Raw genomic sequence first — 26,709 nt, 5'->3', positions numbered from 1 at the left:
TGCCGTCAAACATGAACGTGACCGGCGTCGCTTCCTTGCGCCTCGCTCACGTGCTCATGCCTCGCATGAGCCGGTATTCGCAGGACTCCGACACATCAATCGTTTGCGTCTCGCGTTGCGCAGCCCGAGTGCGCGTGCGCTGGGGCCTGCACGATCCGTAGCGCGACCGCAACGGACACGGACGCGCGCCGCGCCTCGAAGATGGCATTCGTCCGCTGCATTTCCCGGCGTCGCATAGAAAAAGAACGACTGACAAACCATGCAGAGACCCAACGATGCTTCCCTTCTCCAACCTTCTCTCGGTCCGGCGCTTGATGAGCCTCGGACTGGTGCTGAACCTGTTCGTGATGCGGCCCTCCGCGCTCGGCGAGCGTTATACGGCGATCGGCGTGCTGGTCGCGCCGCTCTTGACCTGCCTGTATCTGCTTCATACGCATCGCCAGATTCGCTACACGACGCCGCGTCTGCGCGCGGAGACCGCATGCCTGCTCGTGATGATGGCCATGTACTGGATCTATGTCGCGCCGATTTCCATCGTGAACGGACGCTCGCAACTCGAGTGGACACTGTATGAACTCGTGACGACCGGTGTGGTCGGCTTGTCATACAGCGCGCTGCTGCTCGACGTCAACGCGAACCGACTGTTCTTCCGCCAGCTGTGCACGGCCGTCGCGCTGCTCGGACTGTCGAGCCTCGTCACGGAACTGCTGACCCTATGGCTCGGAAGCAAGGACAGCCTGTATCTCTTCAGCCTGCCCGTCAAAGGCTATGCCGACTACACCGAAGACCCGCGCGCCGCGACGGGCGCGATCTACTTCCCGTTCTCCATGCTTTACAGCGACTTTGCGTCGGGCACCGTGAAGTTCGACCGCTATTGCGCGTTCTTTCGCGAGGCCGGCATTTATCAGGCCGTCGCGTGCTTCTGCCTCATCTACGAGGCGCTCACGCGCCGCTCGAAGTTTCTGCTCGCGTGCATGGTCGGCGGCATTCTCTGCGCGTTCTCGACGCTCGGCGTCGCGCTGCTCGCCTTGTCGCTCGGGCTCGTGTTCCTGCTCTCCGGACGATCGCGGCGGCTGTTCATGCCGCGCCTGCTCGTGACTTGTGCGATCGTGTTGATGGCGTGGCCTATCGCGCTCTATACGCCGTACATCGGCCTGAAGGACAAGGCGCGCACGCATGGCGAATCCATCAGTGACCGCTCTCGTTCCATCGACCGCGGCATCGCGAACTTCGCAATTCGCCCCCTCGGCGTCGGTCTCTTCAGCGGCAAGGAGCGCAACGACGGCATTTCGCTGCTGGCGCAGATCGGCATGATCGGGCTGTTCGGCTTCGCGTGCCAGGTCGTCATGCTATCGGCCTGGCGGCCGGGGACGAAAGCGAACTGGTCGAAGATCGGCGCCTGCGCCCCACTCCTGATTACCGCGCTTTTCGCGCAGCCGATCGCCGGCGCGCCGACCATCTATGTCATTCTGCTGGCGTATCTGCCGCGTCTGCGGCATACGCCGCGGCTGAAACCGCCCGAAGGCGCGTCGAAGTCCGCCGAGTCGCTCGCGTCAGCCGATCAGGTTTCCTGCCTGCAAGCTGTCGCGCGAAACGCGTAGCGGGACGCCGCACGCGGCGATCACATTGCCCTGCACGAGGCAGCGCGACACCACCGTGATGCCCTCGGCGAAGCGGTGGATTGCGTTGTTCGCGATGACGCTATCGACGGTTTCGGCGTCCGGGATCAGGATGCCGGCGCTGCCCGACGATGCGCCGCTGCCCTCGATGTGGTTCGCGCTGATGACCACCTTGCGTCTTTCCGGCGCGTCGCCGCTGACGCTCGCCCGCGTGCCGACCTGAATGCCGTTGTTGCGCGCGAGCACGGTCACGACATTGCCGTCGATGGTGATCGCGCCCGTCGCATCTTCCACATGCAAGGTGCCGTTCGCGCTCGACGCATTCGAGGCCACCGTATTGCCGACGACCGCGATATCCGTCACATGCGCGATGTTGAGCGGCAGGTCCATGGCGAGCCTGCGCGCGGTGATCGTGTTGCCCTGCACGACCACGTTCGAGCACGCGATATGCGGCGTGTTCACGCCGATGCTCGCGTCGATGCACACATTGCCGACGATATGAATATGCGCCGACGGACGTCCGAGCGGCGCGCTGCGCACATCGCCCGCCGTGCCGCGCTGATTATTGATCTGGACTCCGTATGAAACCGACTCGAATTGGTTATTCGACACGAAGAGCCCGGCGAGTCCCGTTCCCATGAACCACGCACCGAAGATGTTCGACTGCCGGGGCGTCGCGCCGGTCGTCCGTCCGATGATGCAGTTGTTCTCGAAACGCTGGTTGCGCGCGTCATCGACGGCGTTGAGCACGCCGTGCATGTCGGTCTTGCTGCTGTTCGACAGATCGAAGGTCACGTCGCGCACGAAATTGCCGCTGCCGCCCCATTCGAATGCCGCGCCGCCGCGCGCACCGTCCAGCGTCGCGATGAGCGTGGCGCCCTCGCCGTGCGTGGAGACGCCGCGTGCATAGATGCCGCGCGTCACGCGATATGTCGCGCCGCAGAGCGATATGGCGGATACGCGCTGCTGTCGCGCGTGCGCGTAGGCGGCATTCAGGGCGGCGGAGTCGTCGGCGCGGCCATCGCCTTTTGCGCCGAACGCAAACGGGGTGATGACATTGGCATTCGAAGGAATCGCTGCGGACGCGGCGCGCGGATACGCATGGAGACTGTACGCGCCGAGTGCGAGCCCGGCATCGATAAGAAAGCGTCGGCGATTGGAGGATGATTTCATGCGACGAATCTAACGCCGCGCCGCCTTCTCAACCGTGCGATCGCGCATGCACGCGTTAGATACCCTCGCCCTGCTCGATATCGGGCGGCGCTTCGTCCGCCGGCAACGTGAACCAGAAGCGCGCGCCGCACACGCGCCCTTCGCTGTCCATGCGATTCTCCACGCCGATGCGCCCGCCGTGCGCCTCCACGATCGCGCGACAAATCGCGAGCCCGAGCCCGATGCCCGGTTGCGCCGATTCCTTCTCGCCGCGCGTGAACTTCTCGAAGAGGCGCGTCTCCATGCCGGCCGGCACGCCCGGCCCTTCATCGTCGATCACGACGCGCACGGCACGCGCATCGCCCGATGCGCCTTCTTCCGCCGCAATGGAAATCGGCGTATGCGCGGGCGTGTACTTCGCCGCGTTTTCCAGCAGGTTCGCGAATAGCCGCTCCATCAACACCGCGTCGAGCCGCAGCATCGGCAGATTCGACGGCACCCGAACCTCCACGGGTCGGCCCGCGAGCGTGCGCCTCATCGATGCGAGCGCGGCGCCGACGGTTTCTTCGAGCATCGACCATTGACGGTTCAGCCGGATCGCGCCTGCCTGCAAGCGCGCCATGTCGAGCAGGTTCGTCACGAGCCCACTCATGCGCAGCGCCTCCTCGTGGATCGCATGCACCAGTTCTTGCGACTCGCCCGAAAGACCGCCGATCGCGCGCGCCTCTTCCTCCAGCACCGACGCGAAACCGACAATCGACGTCAACGGCGTGCGCAGGTCGTGCGAGATCGCGGAGAGCAGCGAATTGCGCAGGCGTTCCGACTCCATGTTGACGAGCGCGTCCTGCGCGATATCGACGTAGTGCACGCGTTCGAGCGCCAGCGCGATCTGCGCCGCGAACGTCTCGATCATGCGCCGCTGCTCGGGCACGGCCAGCTCCGCTTCCCGCTCGACGACGATCGCCAGCACGCCGCGCGTGCGCATTGGCCCGCGCAGCGGCAAGTAGAGCGCATCGGTGGCGGGCAGCGTGTCGGTGCCGCGGCCCGCGGGCTTCTGCTGCTCGTAGACCCACTGCGCGATATCGAGGTCGATGCGCGCGGCGTCGAGCATCGCGTCGACGTTCGGCTCGTCCACTTTCTGGCGCACGCGTTCGCTCGCATCGGGGAGCAGCATCGCCACCTTCGCGTGAAAGACCTCGGCCACATGCCGCGTGCCGATCTCGATGATCTGCCCGGTCATCAGCGCGGCGGCGAGTTCTTTCGTCATCGCATACATGGCGCTCGTGCGCCGTTCCCGCTGCGACGCAATGCGGGCCTCCCGGCGCAGGCTCGACGTGAGATGGCTGATCGTGAGCGAGGTCAGCAGCATCACGACGAAGGTGAGCACGTATTGCGTATCGGTGACGGAAAACGACAGCGCGGGCGGCACGAAGAAGAAATCGAATGCCGCGACCGACACGAACGACAGCATCACGCCCGGCCCGCGCCCGAGCCGCGCGGCGGCGAAGATCACGCCGAGCAGATACAGCATCACGAGATTGGTGAGCGCAATCTGCCGCGCGGCCAGCCCATGCGCGACCAGCGTGATCGCCGCGCCGATGGCGAGCGCGTAGCAGTAAGCGCGCGGCGGCGAATGCCCGGCGTCGCGCCATGCGCCGGCTATCGACGCCCGCCGCGTTTGCGATTCGTCGCGCGGGGCGGCGGAAACAAGCGTGACATCGATATCCGCCGCATGCCGGACGATGCGCTCCGCGACCGGCGTGTGCACGATACGCCGCCAGCTTCGCGCGGCCGGCGCGCCCGCGACGAGCTTCGACACGTTGCGCATGCGCGCATAGTCGATGAGCGTCGCGGCGGCGTCCGCGCCATCGAGCGTCACCGTTTCGGCGCCGAGTTCCGAGGCGAGCTTGAGCGCGTCGAGCGTGCGGCGGCGCTCATCGTCGGAGAGGCGCTGGAGCTTCGGCGTTTCGACATAGACCGCGAGCCAGTCCGCCTTCAGCGCGGCCGCGAGCCGCGCCGCCGCGCGCACGAGCGCCGCGCCTTCCGGTCCCGGCCCCACGCACGCGATCAAGCGCTCGCGCGCCCGCCAGATGCGCTCGATCGACTGGTCCGCGCGGTACTCGCGCATCTGCGCATCGACGCGGTCGGCCGTGCGGCGCAGCGCGAGTTCGCGCAGCGCGATCAGGTTGCCCTTGCGAAAGAAGTTGCGCACCGCCTGCTCGGCCTGCTGCGGCAGATAGACCTTGCCTTCGCGTAGACGGTCGAGCAGTTCCTCAGGCGGCAGATCGACGAGCGTGACTTCATCGGCGTGATCGAACACGCGGTCGGGCACTGTCTCCCACACGCGAATGCCCGTGATGCGCCCGACGATATCGTTGAGGCTTTCCAGATGCTGCACGTTGACGGTCGTGTACACGTCGATGCCCGCGTCGAGCAGTTCGTGCACGTCCTGCCAGCGCTTCAGATGCCGCGAACCCTGCACGTTCGAATGCGCGAGCTCATCGACCACGATGAGTTGCGGCTTGCGCGCGAGCGCGCCGTCGAGATCGAATTCCGCGAGCATGCGGCCGCGATAGTCGATCTGCGCGGGCGGCAGCGTTTCCAGCCCCGCGCACAGCGCGAGCGTCTCCTTGCGGCCATGCGTTTCGACGACGCCGATCACGACATCGACACCTTCGTCGCGGCGGCGTCGCGCGGCTTGCAGCATCGCGAAGGTCTTGCCGACGCCCGCCGACGCGCCGAAGAACACCTTCAGCCTGCCGCGCTGGCGCTTCGCTTCCTCGCGTTGCAGCTTGTCGAGGAGTTCATCGGGGGTCGGGCGCATGGGCTCCTGAGCGGGTTCTCGTCATGTGGCGCTTAGGGAATGGCGGCGCTCAGCGAACGCTCGCCCGGTCCAGCGCGAGATTCAATTTAAGCACATTCACCGCGGGTTCCCCGATGACGCCGAACGTGCGCGTGGACGTCGCCTCGACGACGAGCGCATTGACTCGCGCGACGGACAGCCCGCGCGCCCGCGCCACGCGTGCGATCTGATACGCGGCCGCCGCCGGGCTGATGTCGGGATCGAGCCCGCTGCCCGATGAGGTCACGAGATCGACGGGCACGGCCGCGTCGTTCGAAGGATCGGCGGCGTGCAGCGCGGCGATGCGCGCCTTCACGGCATCGGCGAGCGCGGGGTTCGTCGGGCCGAGATTCGATCCGCCGGAGCTGCCCGCGTTGTACGGATTCGGCGTCGTCGCGGACAAGCGGCCCCAGAAATAGCGCGGCGCGTCGAACTGCTGGCCGATCAGTTCCGAACCGACGATTCTCCCGTCAAGCTCGATGAGGCTGCCGTTCACCTGATGCCTGAGCACCGTCTGCGATACCGCCGTCACGATGAGCGGATACAGCAAGCCCGTGATGATCGTCAGTGCAACGAACAACACGATCGCCGGACGCAATGCATTTTTCATGATGTGTTCTCCTAGTTCCAACCGAGCGCGGTGATCGTCATGTCGATCAGCTTGATGACCGGAAACGGCAGCACGATGCCACCGAGCCCATAGACGAGCAGATTCCGCCGCAACAACGAAGCCGCCCCGAGCGCGCGATATTTCACGCCTTTCAGCGCGAGCGGAATCAGGAACACGATGATGAGCGCGTTGAAGATCACCGCCGAAAGAATCGCGGACGACGGCGACGCGAGATGCATCACGTCGAGCACGCGCAATTGCGGATACGTGGTGGCGAAAGCGGCAGGAATGATCGCGAAGTACTTGGCGACGTCGTTGGCGATGGAGAACGTCGTGAGCGAGCCGCGCGTCATCAGCATCTGCTTGCCGATCTCCACGATCTCGATCAGCTTCGTCGGGTTCGAATCGAGATCGACCATGTTGCCTGCTTCCTTCGCCGCCTGCGTGCCGGTGTTCATCGCCACGGCGACGTCGGCTTGCGCGAGCGCGGGCGCGTCGTTGGTGCCGTCGCCGGTCATCGCCACGAGCCGCCCTTCGGCCTGATGCGCGCGGATCGTCGAGAGCTTCGCTTCTGGCGTCGCTTCGGCGAGAAAGTCGTCCACGCCCGCTTCCGCCGCGATGGCCGCCGCCGTCAGCCGGTTGTCGCCCGTGACCATCACGGTCTTGATGCCCATCTTGCGCAACTCGGCAAAGCGTTCCTTGATGCCGCCCTTCACGATGTCCTTCAGTTCGATCACGCCGAGCGCGCGCGCCTTGCCCGCGACGTATTCGGCGACGACGAGCGGCGTGCTGCCGCGCCGTGCGATCTCGTCGACGCCATGCTGCACTTCCTGCGGAAAGCGCCCGCCGCGTTCTTCGACATACTTCCTCACCGCATCGGCCGCGCCCTTGCGAATCTCGCGATCCGGCACATCGACGCCGCTCATGCGCGTCTGCGCGCTGAACGCGATGAACGTTGCGCCGAGCGTCGCCATATCGCGTTCGCGGATATCGAAGCGCTGCTTCGCCAGCACAACGATGCTGCGGCCTTCCGGCGTTTCGTCGGCGAGCGATGCGAGTTGCGCGGCGTCGGCAAGATCGCGCTCGCTCACGCCCGGCGCCGGCGCGAACGACGACGCCTGCCGGTTGCCGAGCGTGATCGTGCCGGTCTTGTCGAGCAGCAGCACGTCGACATCGCCCGCGGCTTCGACCGCGCGGCCGGACGTCGCGATCACGTTCGCATGCATCATGCGGCTCATGCCCGCGACGCCGATGGCCGACAGCAGCCCGCCGATGGTCGTCGGTATCAGGCAGACGAGCAGCGCGACGAGCGCCGTGATCGTGACCACGTGCCCGGCTTTCGCGGCTTCGACCGAGAACATCGAGAACGGCAGCAAGGTCGCGGTGGCGAACAGCAGCACGAGCGTCAGCGCGACGAGCAGAATGGTGAGCGCGACTTCGTTTGGCGTCTTTTGCCGCTTCGCGCCTTCGACCATTGCGATCATGCGGTCGAGAAACGCCTCGCCGGGGTCAGCCGTCACGCGCACGACGATCCAGTCCGACAGCACGCGCGTGCCGCCCGTCACCGACGAGAAATCGCCGCCCGACTCGCGGATGACGGGCGCGGATTCGCCCGTGATCGCGGATTCGTCGACGGACGCGACGCCGTCTATCACTTCGCCATCGGCGGGCACGGCGTCGCCGGCTTCGATCAGCACGACATCGCCCTTGCGCAGATCGCTCGACGCGACAATGCGAATGGGCGACTTCGGATGCGGCTCGTTGAGCTTCTTCGCCATCACGTTGTGCTTGGCGCTGCGCAAAGACGCGGCCTGCGCCTTCGAGCGGCCTTCGGCGAGCGCCTCCGCGAAATTCGCGAAGAGCACGGTGAACCACAGCCACAGCGCAATGGCGAGGATGAAGCCCGCGGGCGCTTCGGCCTGGCCCAAGAGCGCGGCGATCCAGAGCACCGTCGTCAGAATGCTGCCGACGTACACGCAGAACATCACCGGATTGCGCAGTTGCGTGCGCGGCGCGAGCTTCGCGAAGGAATCGGCGATGGCGGGTTTCAAAAGCGCCGGATCGAACATCGAACGCGCCGCCGTGCGCGCTTGCCCGAGGTTCTCCGGGCGATGCAGCGGCGCTTGATTCAGTTGAGTCATCTGTTCCTCGAAATCAGTGAGCGGCGGTCATCGTCAGATGCTCGACGACAGGCCCGAGCGCGAGCGCCGGCGCATACGTGAGCGCGCCGACGAGCAGAAGCGTGCCGAGCAGCAGCACCACGAAAAGCGGTCCGTGCGTCGGCAAGGTGCCGGCGGTGACGGCGAGGCGCTTCTTCGCCGCGAGCGATCCCGCGATCGCCAGCACCGGCACGATCGAGCCGAAGCGGCCGAGCCACATCGCGATGCCGAGCAGCACGTTGTAGAACGGCGTGTTCACGGAAAGGCCCGCGAACGCGCTGCCGTTGTTGTTCGCCGCCGAGCTGAACGCATACAGCACTTCCGAGAAACCGTGCGCGCCGGGATTGGCGATGCCCGCCGTGCCCGATGCCGTCAGCACGGCCACCGATGTTCCCGCGAGCACCAGAAGCGGCGTGAGCAGGATCGCGATGGACACCATCTTCATCTCGAACGATTCGATCTTCTTGCCGGCGTACTCGGGCGTGCGGCCGATCATGAGCCCCGCGACGAACACCGCGAGCAGCGCGAAGACGAGCATGCCGTACAAGCCGGAGCCGACGCCGCCGAAGATCACTTCGCCGAGCTGGATCAAGAGCATTGGAATGAGGCCGCCCAAGGGGGTCAGCGAGTCGTGCATCGCGTCGACCGCGCCGCAGGACGCGGCGGTCGTCGCCACTGTGAAGATGCCCGACTGCGCGATGCCGAAGCGCGTCTCCTTGCCTTCCATGTTGCCGCCCGCTTGCAGCGCGCTCGCGTGGGTATCGACATGAAGCGACGCGAAAAGCGGATTGCCCGCCTGCTCCGCCGATATCTCGCCGACGCACGCCGCCGCGAACGCGATGGTCATCGCCGCGAGCACGGCGTAGCCCTGCCGCCTGTCGCCGATCATGCGGCCGAACACGACGCACAGCGCGGCCGGAATCAGCAGCATCGCGATCATCTGCATGAAGTTGGAGAACGGCGTCGGGTTCTCGAACGGATGCGCCGAGTTCGCGTTGAAAAAACCGCCGCCGTTCGTGCCGAGCATCTTGATCGCTTCCTGCGATGCGACCGGGCCCATCGGCAGCGACTGCTTGTCGGCTTTCATGTCGCGCATGACCGGGTTGCCGTGGGCATCTTTCACGGCGTTGCCTTGCGCGTCGGTCTGCGGTGCCTGATAGCTCGTGACTTGCAACGTCGATACGTCCTGATACGGCCTGAAGTTTTGAATCACGCCCTGGCTCGCGAAGACGAGCGCGAACACCACGGCGAGCGGCGCGAGCACGTAGAGCGTCGTGCGCGTGAGATCGACCCAGAAGTTGCCGATGGTCTGCGCGCTATGCCGCCTGAAGCCGCGAATCAGCGCGACGACGACCGCGATGCCCGTCGCCGCCGACAGAAAGTTCTGCACCGTCAGACCGAGCATCTGCGCGAGGTAGCCGAGCGTGCTTTCGCCGCCGTAGTCCTGCCAGTTCGTATTGGTGACGAAGCTCACCGCCGTGTTGAACGCGGCGTCCGGCGTCATCGCGGCCATGCCTTGCGGATTGGCCGGCAAGATGTGTTGCAGACGCAGCAGCGCGTACAGCACGAACGCGCCGAGCGCATTGAACAGCAGCACCGCGAGCGCGTAGTGCTTCCACGACATTTCGGCATCGGCATCGACGCCGGCGATGCGATACAGCGCGTCTTCGAAGCGCTTCGTCTTGCGCACGACGACCGACGAGCCGTCGAGCACGTCGGCGATGTATCGCCCGAGCGGAATGGCGAGCGCGATCAGTACGACGATGAACAGCGCCGTCTGCGTGAACGTGTTGCCGTTCATTCGAGATCCTCCGCGCGCAAGAGCGCGTACACGAGGTAGGCCAGAAGCAGCAGCGTCGATGCGGCCGCGAGCCAGATCATCCATGCAGTCATGCGCGCGCTCCCGGCAGACGGCGGCGCAAACGCTCGCAGCCCACGGTAAGCGCCGCGCACAGCCCCCAGAACAGGGCGATGCCGGCGACGTAAAGCAGGTCCATGGTTCGGTTCTCCTCTTGTGCATTGGACGCTTGCAAGCGTAGGACGACCGGGATAAAGGGCGTGGCAAGAGTTCGCGCGGCGGCGTAAAAATGGCGTAAACGAGCGCGTGAGAGTGCGCGAGCGTCGTGGCGTTATCATTCCGGCTTCGATCGACACTCAAGAAGCCGCAGGCCATCGCCGTCACATGAAAATTGCCACCTGGAACGTCAACTCTCTCAAGGTCCGTCTTCAGCACGTCATCGACTGGCTGCAACTCTCGCAAGTGGACGTGTTATGCCTTCAGGAACTGAAGCTGCCCGACGAGAAATTCCCTCGCGCCGAACTGGAAGCCGCCGGATACAAAAGCTGGTTCGCGGGACAGAAGACGTATAACGGCGTAGGCATTCTGGTGCGCGACGGCATCGAGGTGCACGACGCCACCGTGGTGCGCAATATTCCCGGCTTCGAAGACTTACAGCAGCGCGTGATCGCCGCGACGGTAAACGGCGTGCGGATAGTGTCGGCGTACTTCCCGAACGGACAGGCGCCCGGCTCCGAGAAATTCGCGTACAAGATGCGCTGGCTGGATGCGCTGCGCGAATGGCTGCGCGAAGAGATGATGCAGTATCCGAAGCTCGCGCTGCTCGGCGATTACAACATCGCGCCGGAAGACCGCGACGTGCACGACCCGAAGGCCTGGGAAGGACAGAACCTCGTTTCGCCGGAAGAGCGCGCGCATTTCATGCAGCTCGTCGGTCTGGGACTCACCGACGCCTTCCGCAAGTTCGAGCAGCCGGAGAAGCTCTTTACGTGGTGGGATTACCGCATGATGGCGTTCCGGCGCAACGCGGGCCTGCGCATCGACCACATCTTGTTGTCGTCGGAGCTGTCGGCGCTGTGCACGTCATGCGAGATCGACAAGGTGCCGCGCAAGTGGGATCAGCCGTCCGACCACGCGCCTGTCGTCGCGACGGTCGGCTGCTGATCCGCGCTGTGTCGTCACGCGTCGAGATGCAGTTCCTGAATCTTGCGCGTGATCGTATTGCGGCCGATACCTAAGCGCTCCGCCGCCTCGACTTTGCGCCCGCGCGTGAAGTCGAGCGCCTCGCGAATCACGGCGGCTTCGAAGCGGCGCGCGAGTTCGTCCATGACATCGGCGGAGTTTTCGCGCAACAGCCGCGCGACTTCCGTGCGCAAGCCGTTCTCCCACACGCTCGCCGGCACGCCCGCTGGCGGCGTCGATGCGGGCGCCGAGGCCGGCATGGCCGAGCCGTTCGGCGCGACCGCGCCATCGGTCGATACGGCGATGCTCTCCGGCGTGACGTCCTGACGCGGCGTGAGATCGGGCGGCAAGTCCTTCTGCTCGATGACCTGTGCGGGCGCCATCACCGTGAGCCAGTTGCACAGGTTTTCCAGCTGGCGCACGTTGCCGGGAAACGGCAGCGACGCGAGATAAGCGAGCGCGCTGTCGGACACGCGCTTCGGCTCGACGCCCAGATCGCGCGCGCTCTTTTGCAGGAAGTGCCGCGTGAGCAGCGGAATGTCCTCGCTGCGTTCGCGCAGCGCCGGCAGACGCAGGCGAATCACGTTCAGGCGATGGTACAAGTCCTCGCGAAACAAGCCCTGCCGCACGCGCGATTCCAGATTCTGGTGCGTCGCCGCGATCACGCGCACGTTCGCGCGCAGCGGATTGTGGCCGCCGACCCGATAGAACTGCCCGTCGGACAACACGCGCAAAAGCCGCGTTTGCAGATCGAACGGCATGTCGCCGATTTCATCGAGAAAGAGCGTGCCGTTCTCGGCCTGTTCGAAGCGGCCCTGCCGCATGGCCTGCGCGCCTGTGAACGCGCCGCGTTCGTGGCCGAATAGTTCGGACTCCAGCAGATCTTTCGGGATCGCGGCAGTATTGAGCGCGATGAACGGCCCGTTGGCCCGCGGGCTATGTCGGTGCAACGCGCGCGCGACAAGCTCCTTTCCGGTGCCTGATTCGCCGGTGATGAGCACGGTCGCCGCCGAATGCGACAGGCGGCCGATGGCGCGGAACATGTCCTGCATCGCGGGCGCTTGTCCCAACATCTCGGGCGTCTCGGTCACGCGCTCGTCGTACGCGGCCTCGCCGCGCATGCTTTCGTCGACGGCGCGGCGGATCAACTCCACCGCCTTGTCGATATCGAAGGGCTTCGCGAGATATTCGAACGCGCCGCCCTGAAACGCGGCGACCGCGCTATCCAGATCGGAAAACGCCGTCATGATGATGACGGGCAGTCCCGGCAGCCTGTCGCGCACCGTTTGCAGCAGTTCGAGCCCGGAGCCGCCGGGCATGCGGATATCGGATACCAGCACTTGCGGGCTTTCGGTTTCGAGCGCGGCAAGCGCGTCGCGCACGCCCGAGAAACTGCGCGTCGTGAAGTTCTCTCGTGCGAGCGCTTTTTCGAGCACCCAACGGATGGATTGGTCGTCGTCTACTATCCAGATCGGCTTCATATCGTTCGGCGAGAAGTCTTCGTGTGGTTCGGTGTATGCCCGTCGAAACGGTCAGGCTTCGTGGCTTCGCGCGAAAATCGCGGCCCGCAGTCTGGTGAATGTCGATGTAGGTTGATTTCCCGTGTCAGTTCCGGTGTCAGTTCCCGCTTGTCAGTTTCCGAAAGGCAGCAAGATGGCGAACTCGGTGCAGCCCGGCTTGCTCTCCACTTCGATCAGTCCGTCGTGCTGCTGCACGAACGACTGCGCGAGCGTCAGGCCGAGGCCGCTTCCGTCTTCCCTGCCCGACACGAGCGGAAAGAAGATGCGGTCGCGGATATCGCCGGGAATGCCGGGACCGTTGTCAGTGATATGCAAGTCCAGTGCCAGTTTGTGCAGGCGCTTGCCGATGGTGACCTTGCGCGCGATGCGCGTGCGCAGCTCGATCTTCGCGTCGCCTTGCGAGATGCGCTCCTTGAGCGCCTCGGCCGCGTTGCGCACGATGTTGAGCAGCGCCTGAATCAGTTGCTCCTTGTCGCCGCGCAAGTCGGGCACGCTCACGTCGTAGTCGCGCTCGATGGTGAGGCCGCGCGGAAACTCGGCGAGGATCACCGCGCGCACGCGCTCGCAGACTTCGTGAATGTTGACGTCGCCGACGATATGCGGATGCCGGTGCGGCTCCAGCAAGCGATCGACGAGCGTCTGCAAACGGTCCGATTCCTTGATGATGACTTGCGTGTATTCGCGCAACTCGTCGCGTTCGCGCGCGCCGAGTTCGAATTCGAGCAATTGCGCCGCGCCGCGAATGCCGCCGAGCGGATTCTTGATCTCATGCGCGAGATTGCGGATGAGTTGCTTGTTGACCGCCGTCAGATCGTGGATGCGCTCTTCGCGATCCGTGCGCAGATGGCGCTCGTTCTCGAAGAGTTCGAGCAGCACGTAATCGGTCGCGGCTTCGAGATACGCGACGATCGCATGCACGTGAAGCGGCTCGCGCCCCGCGCGTTCCAGCGCCGCGTCGAGCCGCGTGGCGTTGAAGCGGTTCTCCGCGATGGAAGCGATCGTCGTCGCCAGTTCGTCGGCGTTCGCGAAGAGTTCGGGCCAATGCGTCTGCATCAGTTGCTTACGCGACATCTCCAGCATCGACTCCGCCGACGGGTTCGCGTACGCGATCCTGAGATTGCGCTTGTCGAGCACCAGCACGACAGTCGGCAGCGCTTCGAGGCCGGGCAGCAAGCCGGTCGCGGCGAGTTGCGTATCGTCGGAGAGCGCATCGGCGTGACCCTTTCGCGCCTTGATCAGATTCTTGAGCACCATCGTGCAGTGATTGAGGTCGTTCGTGCTACCGATCTTCTTCTCGTTGCGTGACAACCGCGAGCGATTAAAAAAGGGACGGCGCGCCGTCCCTTTTCCGTCGTTCTTCATGACATGCGGCGAGCGCGCTTCATCGAATTCGAATCAACGAAACGCGCTGCCTTCATGCGTTACAGCGAGTAGTACATCTCGAACTCGATCGGGTGCACCGCCTGACGATAACGCTGCAACTCGTTCGTCTTCAGTTCGATGTATGCGTCGAGCATCGAATCCGTGAACACGCCGCCGCGCGTCAGGAACTCGCGGTCGCCGTCCAGCGCGTCGAGCGCCTGATCCAGCCCCGCGCAAACGGTCGGGATCTTCGCGTCTTCTTCCGGCGGCAGGTCGTACAGATTCTTGTCCGCGGCTTCGCCCGGATGAATCTTGTTCTGCACGCCGTCGAGACCCGCCATCATCAGCGCCGAGAAGCACAGGTACGGATTCGCGAGCGGATCCGGGAAGCGCGTTTCGATACGGCGGCCCTTCGGGTTGCTCACGTGCGGAATGCGGATCGACGCCGAGCGGTTGCGAGCCGAGTAAGCCAGCTTGACGGGCGCTTCGAAGTGCGGCACGAGACGCTTGTACGAGTTCGTACCCGGGTTCGTGATCGCGTTCAGCGCGCGCGCATGCTTGATGATGCCGCCGATGTAGAACAGCGCGAATTCCGACAGGCCTGCGTAGCCGTTGCCCGCGAACAGGTTCTGGCCGTCCTTCCAGATGGACTGGTGAACGTGCATGCCCGAGCCGTTATCGCCGACGATGGGCTTCGGCATGAACGTCGCCGTCTTGCCGTACGTGTGCGCGACGTTGTGGATGATGTACTTCATCTGCTGCAGCCAGTCCGCGCGCTGAACCAGCGTCGAGAACTTGGTTCCGATTTCGTTCTGGCCCTGGCCTGCCACTTCGTGGTGGTGCACTTCGACCGGAATGCCGATCTGTTCGAGCAGCAGACACATTTCCGAGCGAATGTCCTGGAACGTGTCGACCGGCGCTACCGGGAAGTAGCCGCCCTTCGTGCCCGGACGGTGGCCGGTGTTGCCGCCTTCGAATTCCTTCGCCGACGACCACGGCGCTTCTTCCGAGCCGATCTTCACGAACGTGCCCGACTGGTCCGTGTTCCACTGCACCGAATCGAAAATGAAGAATTCCGGCTCGGGACCGAAGAACGCGGTGTCGCCGAGGCCCGAGCTCTTGAGATACGCTTCGGCGCGCTTCGCGAGCGAACGCGGGTCGCGCTCGTAGCCCTTGCCGTCGGCCGGCTCGACCACGTCGCAGGTCAGAACCAGCGTAGATTCTTCGTAGAACGGGTCGATGAACGCGGTGTCGGCATCCGGCACGAGCAGCATGTCCGACGCTTCGATACCCTTCCAGCCGGCGATGGACGAACCGTCGAAAGCGTGGCCGCTTTCAAATTTGTCTTCGTCGAATGCCGATACCGGCACGGAAACGTGTTGTTCTTTGCCGCGCGTGTCGGTGAAGCGAAAATCGACAAACTTGACGTCCTCGTCCTTGACGAGTTGCATGACGTCGGCCACGGATTTACTCATTACCTATCTCCTGATTAACAAAAGTCGGCGAATCGCTCCGCCGCCTCGACCAATTCTGCACTGCCGTTTCAATCGAGGGTGGAAAAAGCAGCTTCTATGCCATGTGCGTGATGCGCAGGCTAGATGACTGAACTGCTTAGGTTTTTTAAAGAGGCGCAAGCGGTGTCCGTTTTTCCTACCTCGCTGGTTCCAACGACTCAGCACCAAACGTGTGCATCCATCCTAGCACGGTCATCCAATCGCACTATTTCTGTGCTTAGCTCGCGAGATGCACCTAGAGTGTGCTGGATTGTTCCCGAGTTGCGCGCTTGCACAGCACGCTAGAATTAATCGTTTAGCCAACGGAGACACCTCGCCATGAGTACGCTCGACCAACTGTACGGCAAAGCCGCGAGCCGGGCCGCCGAGAACAATCTCACCTACGCGGGCGCGTTGCTCCCCGCCGAAGCCTTCGAATTCCTTCAACTCGAACCGCGCGCTCGTCTGGTCGACGTGCGCACACGCGCGGAACTCGACTGGGTGGGCCGGCCGGCGATCAACGGCGAGCAATACGCGCACATTGAATGGATCCGCTACCCGGGTTCGGTGCCGAACGCTGAGTTTATCCAACAATTAAGACAAATCGCCACTCCCGATACGCCGCTCGTGTTTCTGTGCCGCAGCGCCGCGCGCTCGAAGCTCGCCGCCGTCGCCGCGCAAAATCAGGGGTTCACGAAAGCCTATGACCTGCTGGAAGGCTTCGAAGGCGACAAGGACGGTCAGGGGCACCGCAAGACGGTCTCGGGATGGTGCTTCCGCGGATTGCCGTGGATTGGGGCGTGACGCGGCGCGTCGGGCGCTAGCGGTCGAGCAATGCCCGCGCGCGGGCGACGGCGGCTTCGTCGACGGGCGCGAGCCCTTTGCCGCCGATCCGCACGCCCGAGCCGAAGTGGACCGCCCGCACGCCTGTCGCAGCGACGAAGGGCGCGAGCGCGTCCACGGTCAGTCCCGCCCCGGCGAGCACGGTGCAATGCGTGCTTTTCGAGCGCTCGACGAGCGATCTGATGTGCGCTTGCGCTTGAAGCACCGACGGTTGGCCGCCCGACGTCAGCACGTTCGTGATGGCGTCGAAGCCGAGCAGCGTGTCGAAGGCGGCGGCTAAATCGCGCGCCTCGTCGATCGCGCGGTGGAACGTGAGCGGCAAGCCATCGGCGGCGTCGATCACGCGCGAGAGCGCATCCGTATCGATATCGCCGTTCTCGCGCAGCATGCCCACGACGATCGCGTTCGCACGCGTCTTTGCGATGGCGCGAATGTCGCGCAGCATGACGCCCAGATCGTCGGCATCGTAGACGAACGAGCGGCTATGCGGCCGCACGATCACGTTCACCGGAATGCCGACCGCGTCCACGACCGCTTCCATCAGCCCGATGCTCGGCGTCAGCCCGCCCTCGCCCATCGCGGTGATCAGTTCGATGCGGTTCGCCCCGCCCCGCTCGGCGGCGCGCGCGTCCGCGACCGTCGTCGCAATGACTTCGAGCAGAATCAACGCGCCTCCTCCGGCGGCACTTCGACGACCTCGCCGCCCAGCGCCGCCACGCCTTCGCGCAGCGCCTCGAACGCGGCGTTCGCGCGCTCGGGATCGCCCTTCACGCCCAGATCGATGTGCGGCCGCGCGTAGAGCGCCCCGCGCGCCGCGTCGCCGACGCTCGGCAAGCTAAAGGCACGCACGCCGGCGAAATCGCGCTCGATGGCAACCATCAGCGGCGTGATGCGCGATTCCGGCAACCCGAAGACGAGCAGCGAACGCTCGACATACGGCGTCGCGTGGTGCAGATGCGCGTATTTCGTGTCGAGCACCCATTCGATCATCGGCCATGCCATGACCGGAAAGCCCGGCACGAAGTGATGATCGCCGACCGAGAAGCCCGGAATCTTGTTGTAGCTGTTCGGAATGATCTCGGCGCCCTGCGGGAACATGCCCATGTTCAGCCGATGCAGGTTCTCGGGCGAATCGAGATCCGCAGGCTGGTCGCCCGCCATGTCGCGAATGCGCGCGCGGATCAGTTCCGCCGCTTCCGGCTGCAACGCGAGCGGCACGCCGAGCGCCTTGGCCGCGCACTGCCGCGTGTGATCGTCGGGCGTCGCGCCGATGCCGCCCGTCGAAAACACGATGTCGCCCGAGGCGAACGTGCGCGCGAGCGTCGCGGTGATGCGCGCGGGATCGTCGCCGACGTATTCCGCCCAGTCGAGCGACAGCCCACGCGCGCCCAACAGTTCGATGACTTTCGGCAGATGCTTGTCCGTGCGCCGCCCGGACAGGATTTCGTCGCCGATGATGATGACGCCAATGCCCATGAGTGCCTCTTCTTTCTGTTGACTGCCGTTCAGGACTGCGCCGTGATGGCCGGATAACGCGGCTCGTTCGCCCGCAGCCGCGCGAGCGCGTGCAGGCAGTAGTGCGCGAACCACAGCGCCGAAAACACGAGAATGAACGCATACGCCCAGATCGTCACCGCGGCCACGACCGGAAACAGCGGCAGGAGCCAGACCGACCACGCCCAGAGCAGCGTCGGAACGGAGCTCAACAATCCGCTCACGATGCCGATGGCGAGCAGCGGCCAGCGCGATTCCCGCACGATCGCGCGCCGTTCGTCGGGGCTCGCGTGCATGGCGAGCGCGTCGTAGGTCATCACGCGATACGTGAGCCAGCCCCACAGGAGCGGCGGAATCAGCGCGAAGAAAGGCGGGATCAACCAAAGCGGCAACGTGACGACGAGCGCCACGAGACACACGATGGTCGTCACCACAGAATGCCCGAGGCTGCCGTACCACGAGCCGCCGCGCCGCGCTTCGAGCGCCGCATAGTGACCCTTCGGACTCCGCGTGAGCAGCTTGATGACGCCCGGCATGGAAAGCGTGGCGATTAGCAGAAGCACCGTCACGACGATCAGCGGGATCGTCACGATGACGACGAGAAACGGCGCAATGACCGCGTGCAGCGACGAAAAGCCGACGGCGTCGAAAAGGCGGTACATCGCGGAGGTCAGCGCCCAGCCGTCGAGCCAGCCGTTCGCCGCGCCGGTGAGCGTCTGCCAGAAGAACCACAGGATCGCGCCCCAGACGGCGGTGGCGACCGCGAACGGCATGAGCGTGAGCCAGAGCATGCGCGGATGGAAGACGTTCGCCAGCGCGCGCACGAACGAACGCAGCAGATCATTCATGCGTGATTCGTTGAAGGAAGAGTAAGCGACAGGATAAACCAGCGCGGGTTCGGCGCGCTGGCATCCACAAGAAGGCGAATGAAAGGCTCAGAGGGCAGCCGGCCGCTTGCCGGAATCCGCCGCGCGCCGCGCCGCGAGACGCGCGCCGATGCGCTTGAACGCGAGCCAGTGTTGCTCGAAGAAGCCGTCGCCGTAATTGACGGGCGCGGTGCCCGGCGCGCCCAGCTGATCGCGGATGCCGGTCGGCTCGACGGTGCGGTCGAACGACGCCGAGCGGAACAGAATGTCCCAGAAGGAAAACAGCACGCCGAAGTTGCAGCCGTACGCCGTGCCTTCGTGACCATAGCCGATCGCGTGATGACGGCGATGGAACGCAGGACTCACGATCAGCCGGTCGCCGAGCCAGCCGAAATGCAGGCGGATGTTCGCGTGCTGCACGCTCTGCATCAGGTTCGTGATCGCGACGAGCACGACGAATTGCGACGGCTCCACGCCGATCACGAGCGCGACAGCGGCGAAGAAGCTCGCTTGCAGAACGTCGTCGAGCAGATGGTTGCGGTCGTCGGACCACAGGGACATCTTCTGCTGGCTGTGATGGACCGCGTGCAGTTCCCACCAGATGCCGAACCGATGCTCCAGCCGGTGATACCAGTAACCGGCCAAATCCAGCAGAATCAGATAGATGGCGAACGTGACGAGCGGCTGCGTGGTCACGCCGGGCCACAGATTGTCGATTTCGAGCGTCGGCACGCCGTGGATGCGCAGCCAGCTTTGCACCGAATCGAAAACAGGCTGGAACGTGAAGAAGAAGAACAGATTGAGGATGCCGAGCTTCACGATCCACGTATAGAGCACGTCCACGCGCACGCCCTTGCGGTCCTGCCATTGCTCGGCAGGGCGCAAGGCTTCCAGCGGGCGCAGGATCGCGTACATCGCGATCACTTCCAGCACGCCAACGATCACCCAGTACAGCGCGTCGTACGTGTCTTCGTCGTAGTCCATCATGCCGATCTTGAAAAGCAGCGGCTGCACGACGTCCACGTACAACGTGGTCTGAACGGAAGAAACGAAGCTGTCGAGGGACGAGAGAATGACGTGAAACATGGTGCTCCGTGAAAGTCGGCCGGCCCTGGGAAATGACGCCCAGTGGCCCGTGACTCAATCGTAGTACAGGGCGCCCGCGAGCGCCCTTCTCACCGTTCGCCGCCGCGGTCAGGCGCCGTTGGGCGCGGTGACCGGCGCGCGGTCGAGGAAAAAGATGCCGTGCGGCGAGCGTCCCACCGCGATGGTCTGGATGAGCTTGCGGTTTGCAAGGTCGATCACGCCGACATGCTTCGCGAAGCGGAACGTCACCCAGAGATACTTTTTATCGGCGGAAAGTTCCATGTCGTCCGGTCCGGGCAAGAGGCCGGTGATATCGCCGACGTTCGTGAGCGTGTCTTCGTCGATGATGCTGATGGTGTTCGCCACCCGGTTCGACACGAGCACATGCTTGCCATCCACCATCGAGCGGAAGTTGTGTGCGCCTTTGCCGGTCGTGATGGTCTTCACGACCTTCTGGTTGCGCCAGTCGACGACCGCCACGTAGTCCGCGCCCGTCATGCCGACGAGCAGGAATTTGTCGCCCGGCGTGAGCCAGACGCCCGCCGGCACCTTGCCGACCTTCATCTTCCACTTGACCGTCTGCGTCGGCAGGTCGATGGCCGCGATCTCGCCCGACACCTGAAGCGAGATGAACGCCGTGGAACTGTCGTTCGAGAACGCGATGTGGCTCGGCATGGTCGCGAGCGGCAGGCGCTTGGCGAGGCTCAGATTTTTGCCGTCGTAATGGTAGATATCGAGCCGGTCGAGGCGCAGGCCGGTGGAAACGAACCACTTGCGGTCCGGCGAGAAACCGATCTGGTACGGATCCTCGATGTCCTGCACCCAGCGTTGCACTGCGCCCGTTTTCGGGTCGACGAACATCAGATTGTTGGACACCGAATTCGCGACGATCAGCGACGAATTGTCGGGCGTCGGCATCAGGTGATGCGGCTCTTTGCCGGTCGGCACCGTGCCGATGACCTGATGCGTGTTTTCGTCGATGAGGCTCAGCGTGGCTTCGGCCGAATTGAGCACGATGACGTTATTGGCGAATGCCGCGGTCGCGGCAAACGCTGCGACCGCCGGAACCGCGAAGCGCGCGGCGCTGGCGGCGGCCGCGCGGAGGCGGCCGGAGAAGAATGTGGAGCGCATGAATGTACACGTCGGAAAGCAGGCGTCATTGTAGAACGTTTGCATGCTCTAACGCGTTGACGGCGCGGCTCTTTTTGCGCAATTCGGTGCGCGTGCGCAAGAAATGCCGCCTGTTGGCGCGGCTTTCCGCCACGTTCGCGCGAGAACGCGGTCGCGTCACCGCTGCATCGATTCCCAGACCTTGTGAAGGCGTTTCACGGAAATGGGCATCGGCGTGCGCAACTCCTGCGCGAAGAGAGACACGCGCAGTTCTTCCAGCAGCCACCGATACTCCGCGAGCCGCGCATCCGCGACGCCGCCGCGCTGCGACAAGGTCCGCTGGTACTGCTGCACGAGCGGCAGCAATTCCGCCATCAGGCGCGCGTCGCGGGCGGAATCGGCCTTCAGCTTGTCGATGCGCAGCGCGATGCCTTTCAGATAGCGCGGGAAGTGTGCAAGCTGCGCGTACGGCGTGTCGATCACGAAGCGTTTGCCGATCAGCCCGCTCAACTGCGCCTGCATGTCGGCGTAGGCGGTGGCGAAGGGCTTCGCCTGCGCGAGCTTCTTAGTGAGCGCGGCGTATTCCGCGAGAATCGTCCCGGCGAGGCGCGCAATTTCGTTCGCCAGCAACGTGAGGCGCCCCTTCGCGGCATCGCGGCGCGCGTGAAAGCTGGCGTCGTCGTCGGGCAGCGGGTCTTGCAGGCACGCGCGGTCCAGCGCCGTCTCGACGATCTGGTCGCGCAGTTCGTCGGCGGTGCCGAGCGCCATGTATTGCATCGACATTTCGCGCAGGCCCGGCAGGTTCTTTTCCAGATAGCGGATCGGCTCGCGCAATTGCAGCGCGAAGAGCCGCCGCAAGCCCGCGCGATGAATGCGCGCCGCTTCCTCCGGCGAATCGAACACTTCGACGTCGCAGTGCGTGGTGCGGTCCACCAGCGCCGGATAGCCGAGAAGCGTCTGCCCGCGCCGGCGGATTTCGAGCAACTCGGGCAGCTTGCCGAAGTTCCACGTCGTCAGATTTTCGTAGAGCGCGGTGCTTTCGGCGGGCGCGGCCTGCGCGGCCGGTACGTTCGAATCGCCTCCATCGCCCGAGAGCGCGTCGAGCGCGACGCTCGCCGCTTCCGCCGTGAGCTTCTGAAAGTGCTGCTGCGCCTGTCCGCCGAGTTCTCCGCGCAATTGCGCGAGATTGCGGCCCATCGCGAGTTGCCGGCCGTGCTCGTCGATCACCTTGAAGTTCATGAACAGATGCGCCGGCAGCGTTTCCAGCTTGAAATCCGCGCTTTTTACGGCGATTTGCGTCTGTTCGCGGATATCCGCGATGAGCGCGTCGATCAGCGCGCCCGCGCCGAATTTCGGCCCCGCGTGACGCTCGGCGAAGGCGGCCGCGTATTCCGGCAACGGCACCACATGCCGGCGCAGCTTCTGCGGCAGCGACTTCAAGAGCAGTTGCGTCTTTTCCTTGATCATGCCCGGCACGAGCCATTCGACGCGGCGCGCGTCGATCTGATTCAGCCCGTAGAGCGGCACCGTGAGCGTCACGCCGTCGCGCGGCGCGCCCGGCTCGAAGTGATACGACAGCGTCATCTCGATGCCCGACATCGTCATGCGCTTCGGGAACAGGTCCGTCGTGACGCCGGCGGCTTCATGGCGCATGAGGTCGTCGCGCGACAGGAAAAGCAGTTGCTGCCTGCCCTCTTTCTTTTGTTCGTCGCGATACCAACGCTCGAACGCCGCGCCCGTCCAAATGCCTTCGGGCACGAGCGAATCGTAGAACGCGTAGATCAGTTCGTCGTCGACGAGCACGTCCTGGCGGCGCGACTTGTGCTCCAGTTGCTCGATATCCGCGACCAGCTTGCGGTTATGCGCGAAAAACGGCAGACGCGTGTCGAACTCGCCTTCGACGAGCGCGCCGCGAATGAAGAGCTCACGCGCGTATTTCGAGTCCTGCTTGCCGAAGCTCACGCGCCGCCGCGCGTACACGGTGAGGCCGTAAAGCGTCGCGCGTTCGAACGCGACGACTTGCGCTGCCTTCTTCTCCCAATGCGCGTCCGAGAGCGATTTCTTCAGCAAATGCGCGCCGACCGTTTCGAGCCATTCCGGTTCGATTTTGGCGATGGTCCGCGCATACAGCCGGCTCGTCTCGACGAGCTCGCCCGCCATCACCCAGCGCCCCGCTTTTTTCAGCAGCGCCGAGCCCGGCCACAAATGGAACTTGATGCCGCGCGCGCCGAGATAATGCGGCTCGTCGTCAGCCTTCACGCCGATGTTGCCGAGCAAGCCCGTCAGCAGCGACAGATGCACCTGCTCGAAGGTCGCATCCGATTCGTTCAACCGCCAGCCATGCTCGCGCACGACGGTCAGCAATTGCGAATGCACGTCGCGCCATTCGCGCAGCCGCACATGCGACAGGAAATTCGCGCGGCACGCGTCGGCGAGCTGCTTGTTCGACTTCTTGTGCGCGACGGCTTCCTCGAACCACTTCCAGATGCGCGTCCATTGCAGGAATTCGGAACGCTCGTCGACGAACTGACGATGCTTCTCGTCGGCCTGCTCCTGCGCTTCGATCGGCCGGTCGCGCGGGTCCTGGACCGAGAGCGCGGACGCGATCACGAGCACTTCGGTGAGCGCGTGATGATCGCGCGCGGCGAGGATCATGCGGCCGACGCGCGGATCGAGCGGCAGGCGCGCGAGTTCCCGGCCGAGACTCGTCAACGCGTTGTCGTCATCGACTGCGCCGAGTTCGTTCAGCAATTGATAGCCGTCCGCGATCGCGCGTCCCGGCGGCGGCTCGATGAACGGGAACGTCTCGATTTCCGTCAGATGCAGCGACTTCATGCGCAGAATCACCGACGCGAGCGACGAACGCAGAATCTCCGGATCGGTGAAGCGCGGACGCGACTGGAAGTCGGCTTCGTCGTAAAGCCGGATGCACACGCCGTCCGCCACGCGCCCGCAGCGGCCCGCGCGCTGGTTCGCCGCCGCCTGCGACACCGGCTCGACCTGCAGCTGCTCGACCTTGTTGCGGTACGAATAGCGTTTGACGCGCGCGGTGCCCGTATCGACGACATAGCGGATGCCCGGCACCGTCAGCGATGTCTCCGCGACGTTCGTGGCCAGCACGATGCGCCGCGCGTTCGACGGCCTGAACACGCGCTCCTGCTCCTGCGCCGACAGGCGCGCGAACAGCGGCAGAATCTCCGTATGCGGCGGATGGTGCTTGCGCAGCGCCTCGGCGGCGTCGCGAATTTCGCGCTCGCCGGGCAGAAACACGAGCACGTCGCCGGGGCCTTCGCGGCAGAGTTCGTCGACGGCATCGACGATGCCTTCCATCAGATCGCGGTCCGTCTTGCGGTCGCTTCGTTTCTGCGGCGTGCCCTGCGCGTTCTTGATCGCCTCGCTTTCCTCTTCGATCGGGCGATAGCGGATTTCGACCGGATACAGCCGCCCGCTCACTTCGATCACCGGCGCGGGCTTGTCCTCGCTGCCGAAATGGCGCGCAAAACGGCCGGCGTCGATGGTCGCTGATGTGACGATCAGCTTCAGGTCCGGGCGCTGCGGCAGGATTTCCTTTAAATAGCCGAGCAGAAAGTCGATGTTGAGGCTGCGCTCGTGCGCCTCGTCGATGATGATCGTGTCGTACGCCTTCAGCAGCGGATCGGTCTGCGTTTCGGCGAGCAGAATGCCGTCGGTCATCAGCTTGACGGACGCGCCGGGCGCGAGATTGTCCGTGAAGCGCACCTTGTAGCCGACGACTTCGCCGAACGGCGTGCCGAGTTCTTCGGCGATTCGCCGCCCTGTCGCCGAGGCCGCGATCCGGCGCGGCTGCGTATGACCGATCAAGCCGGCGCCGCCCGCGCCGAGGCCGCGTCCGAGCGCGAGGCAGATTTTCGGCAGCTGCGTGGTCTTGCCGGAGCCAGTCTCGCCGCTGACGATCACGACCTGATTCGACTCGATCGCACGCGCGATCTCTTCGCGACGGCCGGAGACGGGCAGCGCCTCGGGGAATGTGATCGGGGGAATCGGGTTCGGCGTGACGGTGCGGGGTTTGTCGCGCTTGCGGTCGGGGCGTGCTTCGGCGCCGGGCTGCGTGTCGGCGCTGCGCGGATTGCGATGGGCCGGCGTTGTGTTCTGCGTTGGGATGCGGTCGTCGCGTTTCGCGGCGGCGGCGTGCGTGTGCTCGTCTGCGTTCGCGCGGCGCGCTTCGCGGTGGGAAGCGCCGTCGTCCGCTCGGGGCGCGGCGTTCGTTTCGCCGCCCGACGATGCCGCCGCCCGTTCTTGCGACCGAGCGCGCGCGGGGCCGTCGCTGTGGCGCTCCGATTCACGCTGATTCGATTGTGCCGGCTTTTGCGCGCCGGGAACAGCGGGCGATTGCTCCGCGCGATGCCGCTCCACCGCGCTCGCACCGCGCCGGTGGGGCTGCTCGACGTTCGTGCCGTTTTTTGCGCTTCGGCCCACGTCCGACTGGTCCGCATGATGCGGCTTCGACGCGCTCGTTTCGCGTTGATCCGATTGTGCCGATCCCGGGCCGCGCACAACGGGCGATTGCGTTTGGCGACTCGGCTTCGCCGCCTCTGCGCCGCGTTCGTTCGATTGTGCCGGGTTCGCGACGCGTTCCGCGTTGGAGACAGCCACGGGTTGCGCCCCACGATTGGACTTCAGCGCGCCGGCACCGTGTTGGTTAGATTCTTCAAGCTTGACGGCGCTTTCCGCGCGTGCCCCAGCGCGCGATTGAGTCGCGGGATCCGGCCTTGGCGCACCTACGCCGCGTTCGTTCGGCTGTGCCGCCTTCGCGCCGTCTTCCGCGCTGCGGCCGGCTCGCAATTGCGTTGCGCGATCCGGCTTCGGTGCAACTGCGCCGCGTTGCACAGGTTGATCAAGCTGCGCGGCATCGTCCGCGCTTCGGACACCGGCCGACGTGGTGAGGCGACCCGGCTTGGCCGCTTCTGCGCCGCGTCGATTTGATTGGTCAGCGTTCGCTGCGCTTTCCGCGCCTGACGCAGCGCGCGATTGAGTCGAGGAGTTCGGCCTCGGCGCATCCAGGCCGCGTTGGCTGGACTGTGCCGCATTTGCGCTCTCCTCCGCGCTTCGGCCAGTTCGCGATTGCGTTGCGCGATCCGGCTTCGGTGCAACTGCGCCGCGTTGATCAGATTGGGAGCGCTTCGCAGCATCGTCCGCGCTTCGGACAACGGGCGATCGCGTCCCGCGATCAGACTTCCCCGATGGCCGTGCAGCGCTTTCCGCGGCCGACCCAGCAACGCGATGCGTCTTGTCAGCATCCGATCCGCGCGCGCCCGCGTTTGGCCCTTTCGAACCCGCGTCGCCCGACGACTTCAGCGCGCGCCCCGCCCCGGCATCGCGCGATAGCTGCGTCTGCTTCGACTCGTCCTGCGCCCCCGCGAACCGCCGCGCCGCCAGCTCTTTCTTGCTGAGCCCGGCCGATTCGCCCGGCGCCTCGCTCGGCCGCGCATCGCGCAACAGGTTCTCGCGCAGTTTCTTCAACTGCTCCTGAGCGGTGAGGGTCTTATCGGCGGACTGCGGCTGGCCCGGCTGAACGGGGCGTCTGGAAACATTCG

19 protein-coding genes are annotated in these 26,709 nt (G+C 65.0%); 3 read left to right on the top strand and 16 right to left on the bottom strand.

Translation table 11 applies throughout. From position 1 onward, the window contains the following. Positions 1-275: 275 nt before the first annotated feature. Positions 276-1,601, top strand: a complete 1,326-nt coding sequence (locus HWX53_RS06590) for a hypothetical protein (RefSeq protein WP_208454775.1) — start codon at positions 276-278, stop codon at positions 1,599-1,601. Here HWX53_RS06590 and HWX53_RS06585 read toward each other — a convergent pair. Genes HWX53_RS06585 through HWX53_RS06560 form a run of 6 tightly spaced genes read right to left on the bottom strand, consistent with a single transcriptional unit; the run spans position 1,554 to position 10,275 of the window. Continuing rightward, positions 1,554-2,792 (bottom strand): hypothetical protein, encoded by a 1,239-nt coding sequence (locus tag HWX53_RS06585; RefSeq protein ID WP_175939981.1) that lies wholly within the window; start codon positions 2,790-2,792, stop codon positions 1,554-1,556. The two genes, HWX53_RS06590 and HWX53_RS06585, sit on opposite strands and share 48 nt — an antisense overlap. A gap of 55 nt (positions 2,793-2,847) precedes the next feature. Then, positions 2,848-5,595, bottom strand: coding sequence for a sensor histidine kinase KdpD (locus HWX53_RS06580; protein WP_175939980.1), 2,748 nt, complete (start codon positions 5,593-5,595; stop codon positions 2,848-2,850). A gap of 49 nt (positions 5,596-5,644) precedes the next feature. Beyond that, complete coding sequence (gene kdpC, locus HWX53_RS06575; protein WP_175939979.1) at positions 5,645-6,223, bottom strand: potassium-transporting ATPase subunit KdpC; 579 nt, start codon at positions 6,221-6,223, stop codon at positions 5,645-5,647. An 11-nt stretch (positions 6,224-6,234) separates the two neighbouring features. Next, entirely contained in the window at positions 6,235-8,364 is a 2,130-nt protein-coding gene (kdpB, locus tag HWX53_RS06570) for a potassium-transporting ATPase subunit KdpB (protein WP_175939978.1), read from the bottom strand. Between the two features lie 13 nt (positions 8,365-8,377). Next, the gene (gene kdpA, locus HWX53_RS06565) at positions 8,378-10,183 is read right to left on the bottom strand and encodes a potassium-transporting ATPase subunit KdpA (protein WP_175939977.1); all 1,806 of its coding nucleotides are present in this window, start codon (positions 10,181-10,183) and stop codon (positions 8,378-8,380) included. Further along, positions 10,180-10,275 (bottom strand): potassium-transporting ATPase subunit F, encoded by a 96-nt coding sequence (locus HWX53_RS06560; RefSeq protein WP_175939976.1) that lies wholly within the window; start codon positions 10,273-10,275, stop codon positions 10,180-10,182. The genes kdpA and HWX53_RS06560 overlap by 4 nt, the downstream gene beginning before the upstream one ends. Before the next feature lie 289 nt (positions 10,276-10,564). On the opposite strand from HWX53_RS06560, the gene xth reads away from it, so the two are divergent. Next, positions 10,565-11,344, top strand: a complete 780-nt coding sequence (xth, locus tag HWX53_RS06555; protein ID WP_175939975.1) for an exodeoxyribonuclease III — start codon at positions 10,565-10,567, stop codon at positions 11,342-11,344. Positions 11,345-11,358: 14 nt separating this feature from the next. On the opposite strand, the gene ntrC is transcribed toward xth, so the two are convergent. The 3 genes from ntrC to glnA form a co-directional block, all read right to left on the bottom strand. Further along, positions 11,359-12,843 (bottom strand): nitrogen regulation protein NR(I), encoded by a 1,485-nt coding sequence (gene ntrC, locus HWX53_RS06550; RefSeq protein WP_175939974.1) that lies wholly within the window; start codon positions 12,841-12,843, stop codon positions 11,359-11,361. Between the two features lie 150 nt (positions 12,844-12,993). Further along, positions 12,994-14,136 carry a nitrogen regulation protein NR(II) gene (glnL, locus tag HWX53_RS06545; RefSeq protein WP_175940633.1) on the bottom strand — a complete coding sequence of 381 codons (1,143 nt, stop codon included), beginning with the start codon at positions 14,134-14,136 and terminating at the stop codon, positions 12,994-12,996. Positions 14,137-14,303: 167 nt separating this feature from the next. Further along, the gene (gene glnA / locus HWX53_RS06540) at positions 14,304-15,719 is read right to left on the bottom strand and encodes a type I glutamate--ammonia ligase (RefSeq protein ID WP_175939973.1); all 1,416 of its coding nucleotides are present in this window, start codon (positions 15,717-15,719) and stop codon (positions 14,304-14,306) included. 357 nt (positions 15,720-16,076) lie between these two features. Here glnA and HWX53_RS06535 point away from each other — a divergent pair, with 357 nt between their 5' ends. Continuing rightward, positions 16,077-16,541 (top strand): rhodanese-like domain-containing protein, encoded by a 465-nt coding sequence (locus HWX53_RS06535; RefSeq protein ID WP_175939972.1) that lies wholly within the window; start codon positions 16,077-16,079, stop codon positions 16,539-16,541. Between the two features lie 16 nt (positions 16,542-16,557). Here HWX53_RS06535 and HWX53_RS06530 read toward each other — a convergent pair whose 3' ends face one another. From HWX53_RS06530 to HWX53_RS06500, 7 genes are all read right to left on the bottom strand, one after another. Then, positions 16,558-17,247 carry a copper homeostasis protein CutC gene (locus HWX53_RS06530; protein ID WP_175939971.1) on the bottom strand — a complete coding sequence of 230 codons (690 nt, stop codon included), beginning with the start codon at positions 17,245-17,247 and terminating at the stop codon, positions 16,558-16,560. Further along, entirely contained in the window at positions 17,244-18,056 is an 813-nt protein-coding gene (locus tag HWX53_RS06525) for a molybdopterin-binding protein (protein ID WP_175939970.1), read from the bottom strand. The genes HWX53_RS06530 and HWX53_RS06525 overlap by 4 nt, the downstream gene beginning before the upstream one ends. 29 nt (positions 18,057-18,085) lie before the next feature. Beyond that, a complete protein-coding gene (locus HWX53_RS06520) occupies positions 18,086-18,922 on the bottom strand; it encodes an EI24 domain-containing protein (RefSeq protein WP_175939969.1) in 837 nt (278 codons plus the stop codon). 87 nt (positions 18,923-19,009) lie between these two features. Continuing rightward, positions 19,010-20,026, bottom strand: coding sequence for a sterol desaturase family protein (locus tag HWX53_RS06515; protein WP_175939968.1), 1,017 nt, complete (start codon positions 20,024-20,026; stop codon positions 19,010-19,012). Positions 20,027-20,134: 108 nt separating this feature from the next. Then, a complete protein-coding gene (locus tag HWX53_RS06510) occupies positions 20,135-21,157 on the bottom strand; it encodes a beta-propeller fold lactonase family protein (protein ID WP_175939967.1) in 1,023 nt (340 codons plus the stop codon). Positions 21,158-21,313: 156 nt separating this feature from the next. After that, a complete protein-coding gene (hrpA, locus tag HWX53_RS06505) occupies positions 21,314-25,768 on the bottom strand; it encodes an ATP-dependent RNA helicase HrpA (RefSeq protein WP_244140011.1) in 4,455 nt (1,484 codons plus the stop codon). Between the two features lie 125 nt (positions 25,769-25,893). Further along, positions 25,894-26,412, bottom strand: a complete 519-nt coding sequence (locus HWX53_RS06500; RefSeq protein ID WP_175939966.1) for a hypothetical protein — start codon at positions 26,410-26,412, stop codon at positions 25,894-25,896. Positions 26,413-26,709: the final 297 nt, after the last annotated feature.

The sequence above is a fragment of the Caballeronia sp. BCC1704 genome, assembly GCF_902833455.1.
GTDB lineage: Bacteria > Pseudomonadota > Gammaproteobacteria > Burkholderiales > Burkholderiaceae > Caballeronia.
Note: the sequence above shows the minus strand (reverse complement) of the source record. Positions and strands in the feature narration are given on the sequence as shown.

Bases quoted from the DNA above. Each gene is read 5' to 3' on its own strand.
- HWX53_RS06590 (WP_208454775.1), top strand. From the start codon at position 276: ATGCTTCCCTTCTCCAACCTTCTCTCGGTCCGGCGCTTGATGAGCCTC.
- HWX53_RS06585 (WP_175939981.1), bottom strand. From the start codon at position 2,792: ATGAAATCATCCTCCAATCGCCGACGCTTTCTTATCGATGCCGGGCTC.
- HWX53_RS06580 (WP_175939980.1), bottom strand. From the start codon at position 5,595: ATGCGCCCGACCCCCGATGAACTCCTCGACAAGCTGCAACGCGAGGAA.
- kdpC (WP_175939979.1), bottom strand. From the start codon at position 6,223: ATGAAAAATGCATTGCGTCCGGCGATCGTGTTGTTCGTTGCACTGACG.
- kdpB (WP_175939978.1), bottom strand. From the start codon at position 8,364: ATGACTCAACTGAATCAAGCGCCGCTGCATCGCCCGGAGAACCTCGGG.
- kdpA (WP_175939977.1), bottom strand. From the start codon at position 10,183: ATGAACGGCAACACGTTCACGCAGACGGCGCTGTTCATCGTCGTACTG.
- HWX53_RS06560 (WP_175939976.1), bottom strand. From the start codon at position 10,275: ATGACTGCATGGATGATCTGGCTCGCGGCCGCATCGACGCTGCTGCTT.
- xth (WP_175939975.1), top strand. From the start codon at position 10,565: ATGAAAATTGCCACCTGGAACGTCAACTCTCTCAAGGTCCGTCTTCAG.
- ntrC (WP_175939974.1), bottom strand. From the start codon at position 12,843: ATGAAGCCGATCTGGATAGTAGACGACGACCAATCCATCCGTTGGGTG.
- glnL (WP_175940633.1), bottom strand. From the start codon at position 14,136: ATGGTGCTCAAGAATCTGATCAAGGCGCGAAAGGGTCACGCCGATGCG.
- glnA (WP_175939973.1), bottom strand. From the start codon at position 15,719: ATGAGTAAATCCGTGGCCGACGTCATGCAACTCGTCAAGGACGAGGAC.
- HWX53_RS06535 (WP_175939972.1), top strand. From the start codon at position 16,077: ATGAGTACGCTCGACCAACTGTACGGCAAAGCCGCGAGCCGGGCCGCC.
- HWX53_RS06525 (WP_175939970.1), bottom strand. From the start codon at position 18,056: ATGGGCATTGGCGTCATCATCATCGGCGACGAAATCCTGTCCGGGCGG.
- HWX53_RS06520 (WP_175939969.1), bottom strand. From the start codon at position 18,922: ATGAATGATCTGCTGCGTTCGTTCGTGCGCGCGCTGGCGAACGTCTTC.
- HWX53_RS06515 (WP_175939968.1), bottom strand. From the start codon at position 20,026: ATGTTTCACGTCATTCTCTCGTCCCTCGACAGCTTCGTTTCTTCCGTT.
- HWX53_RS06510 (WP_175939967.1), bottom strand. From the start codon at position 21,157: ATGCGCTCCACATTCTTCTCCGGCCGCCTCCGCGCGGCCGCCGCCAGC.
- HWX53_RS06500 (WP_175939966.1), bottom strand. From the start codon at position 26,412: ATGCTGACAAGACGCATCGCGTTGCTGGGTCGGCCGCGGAAAGCGCTG.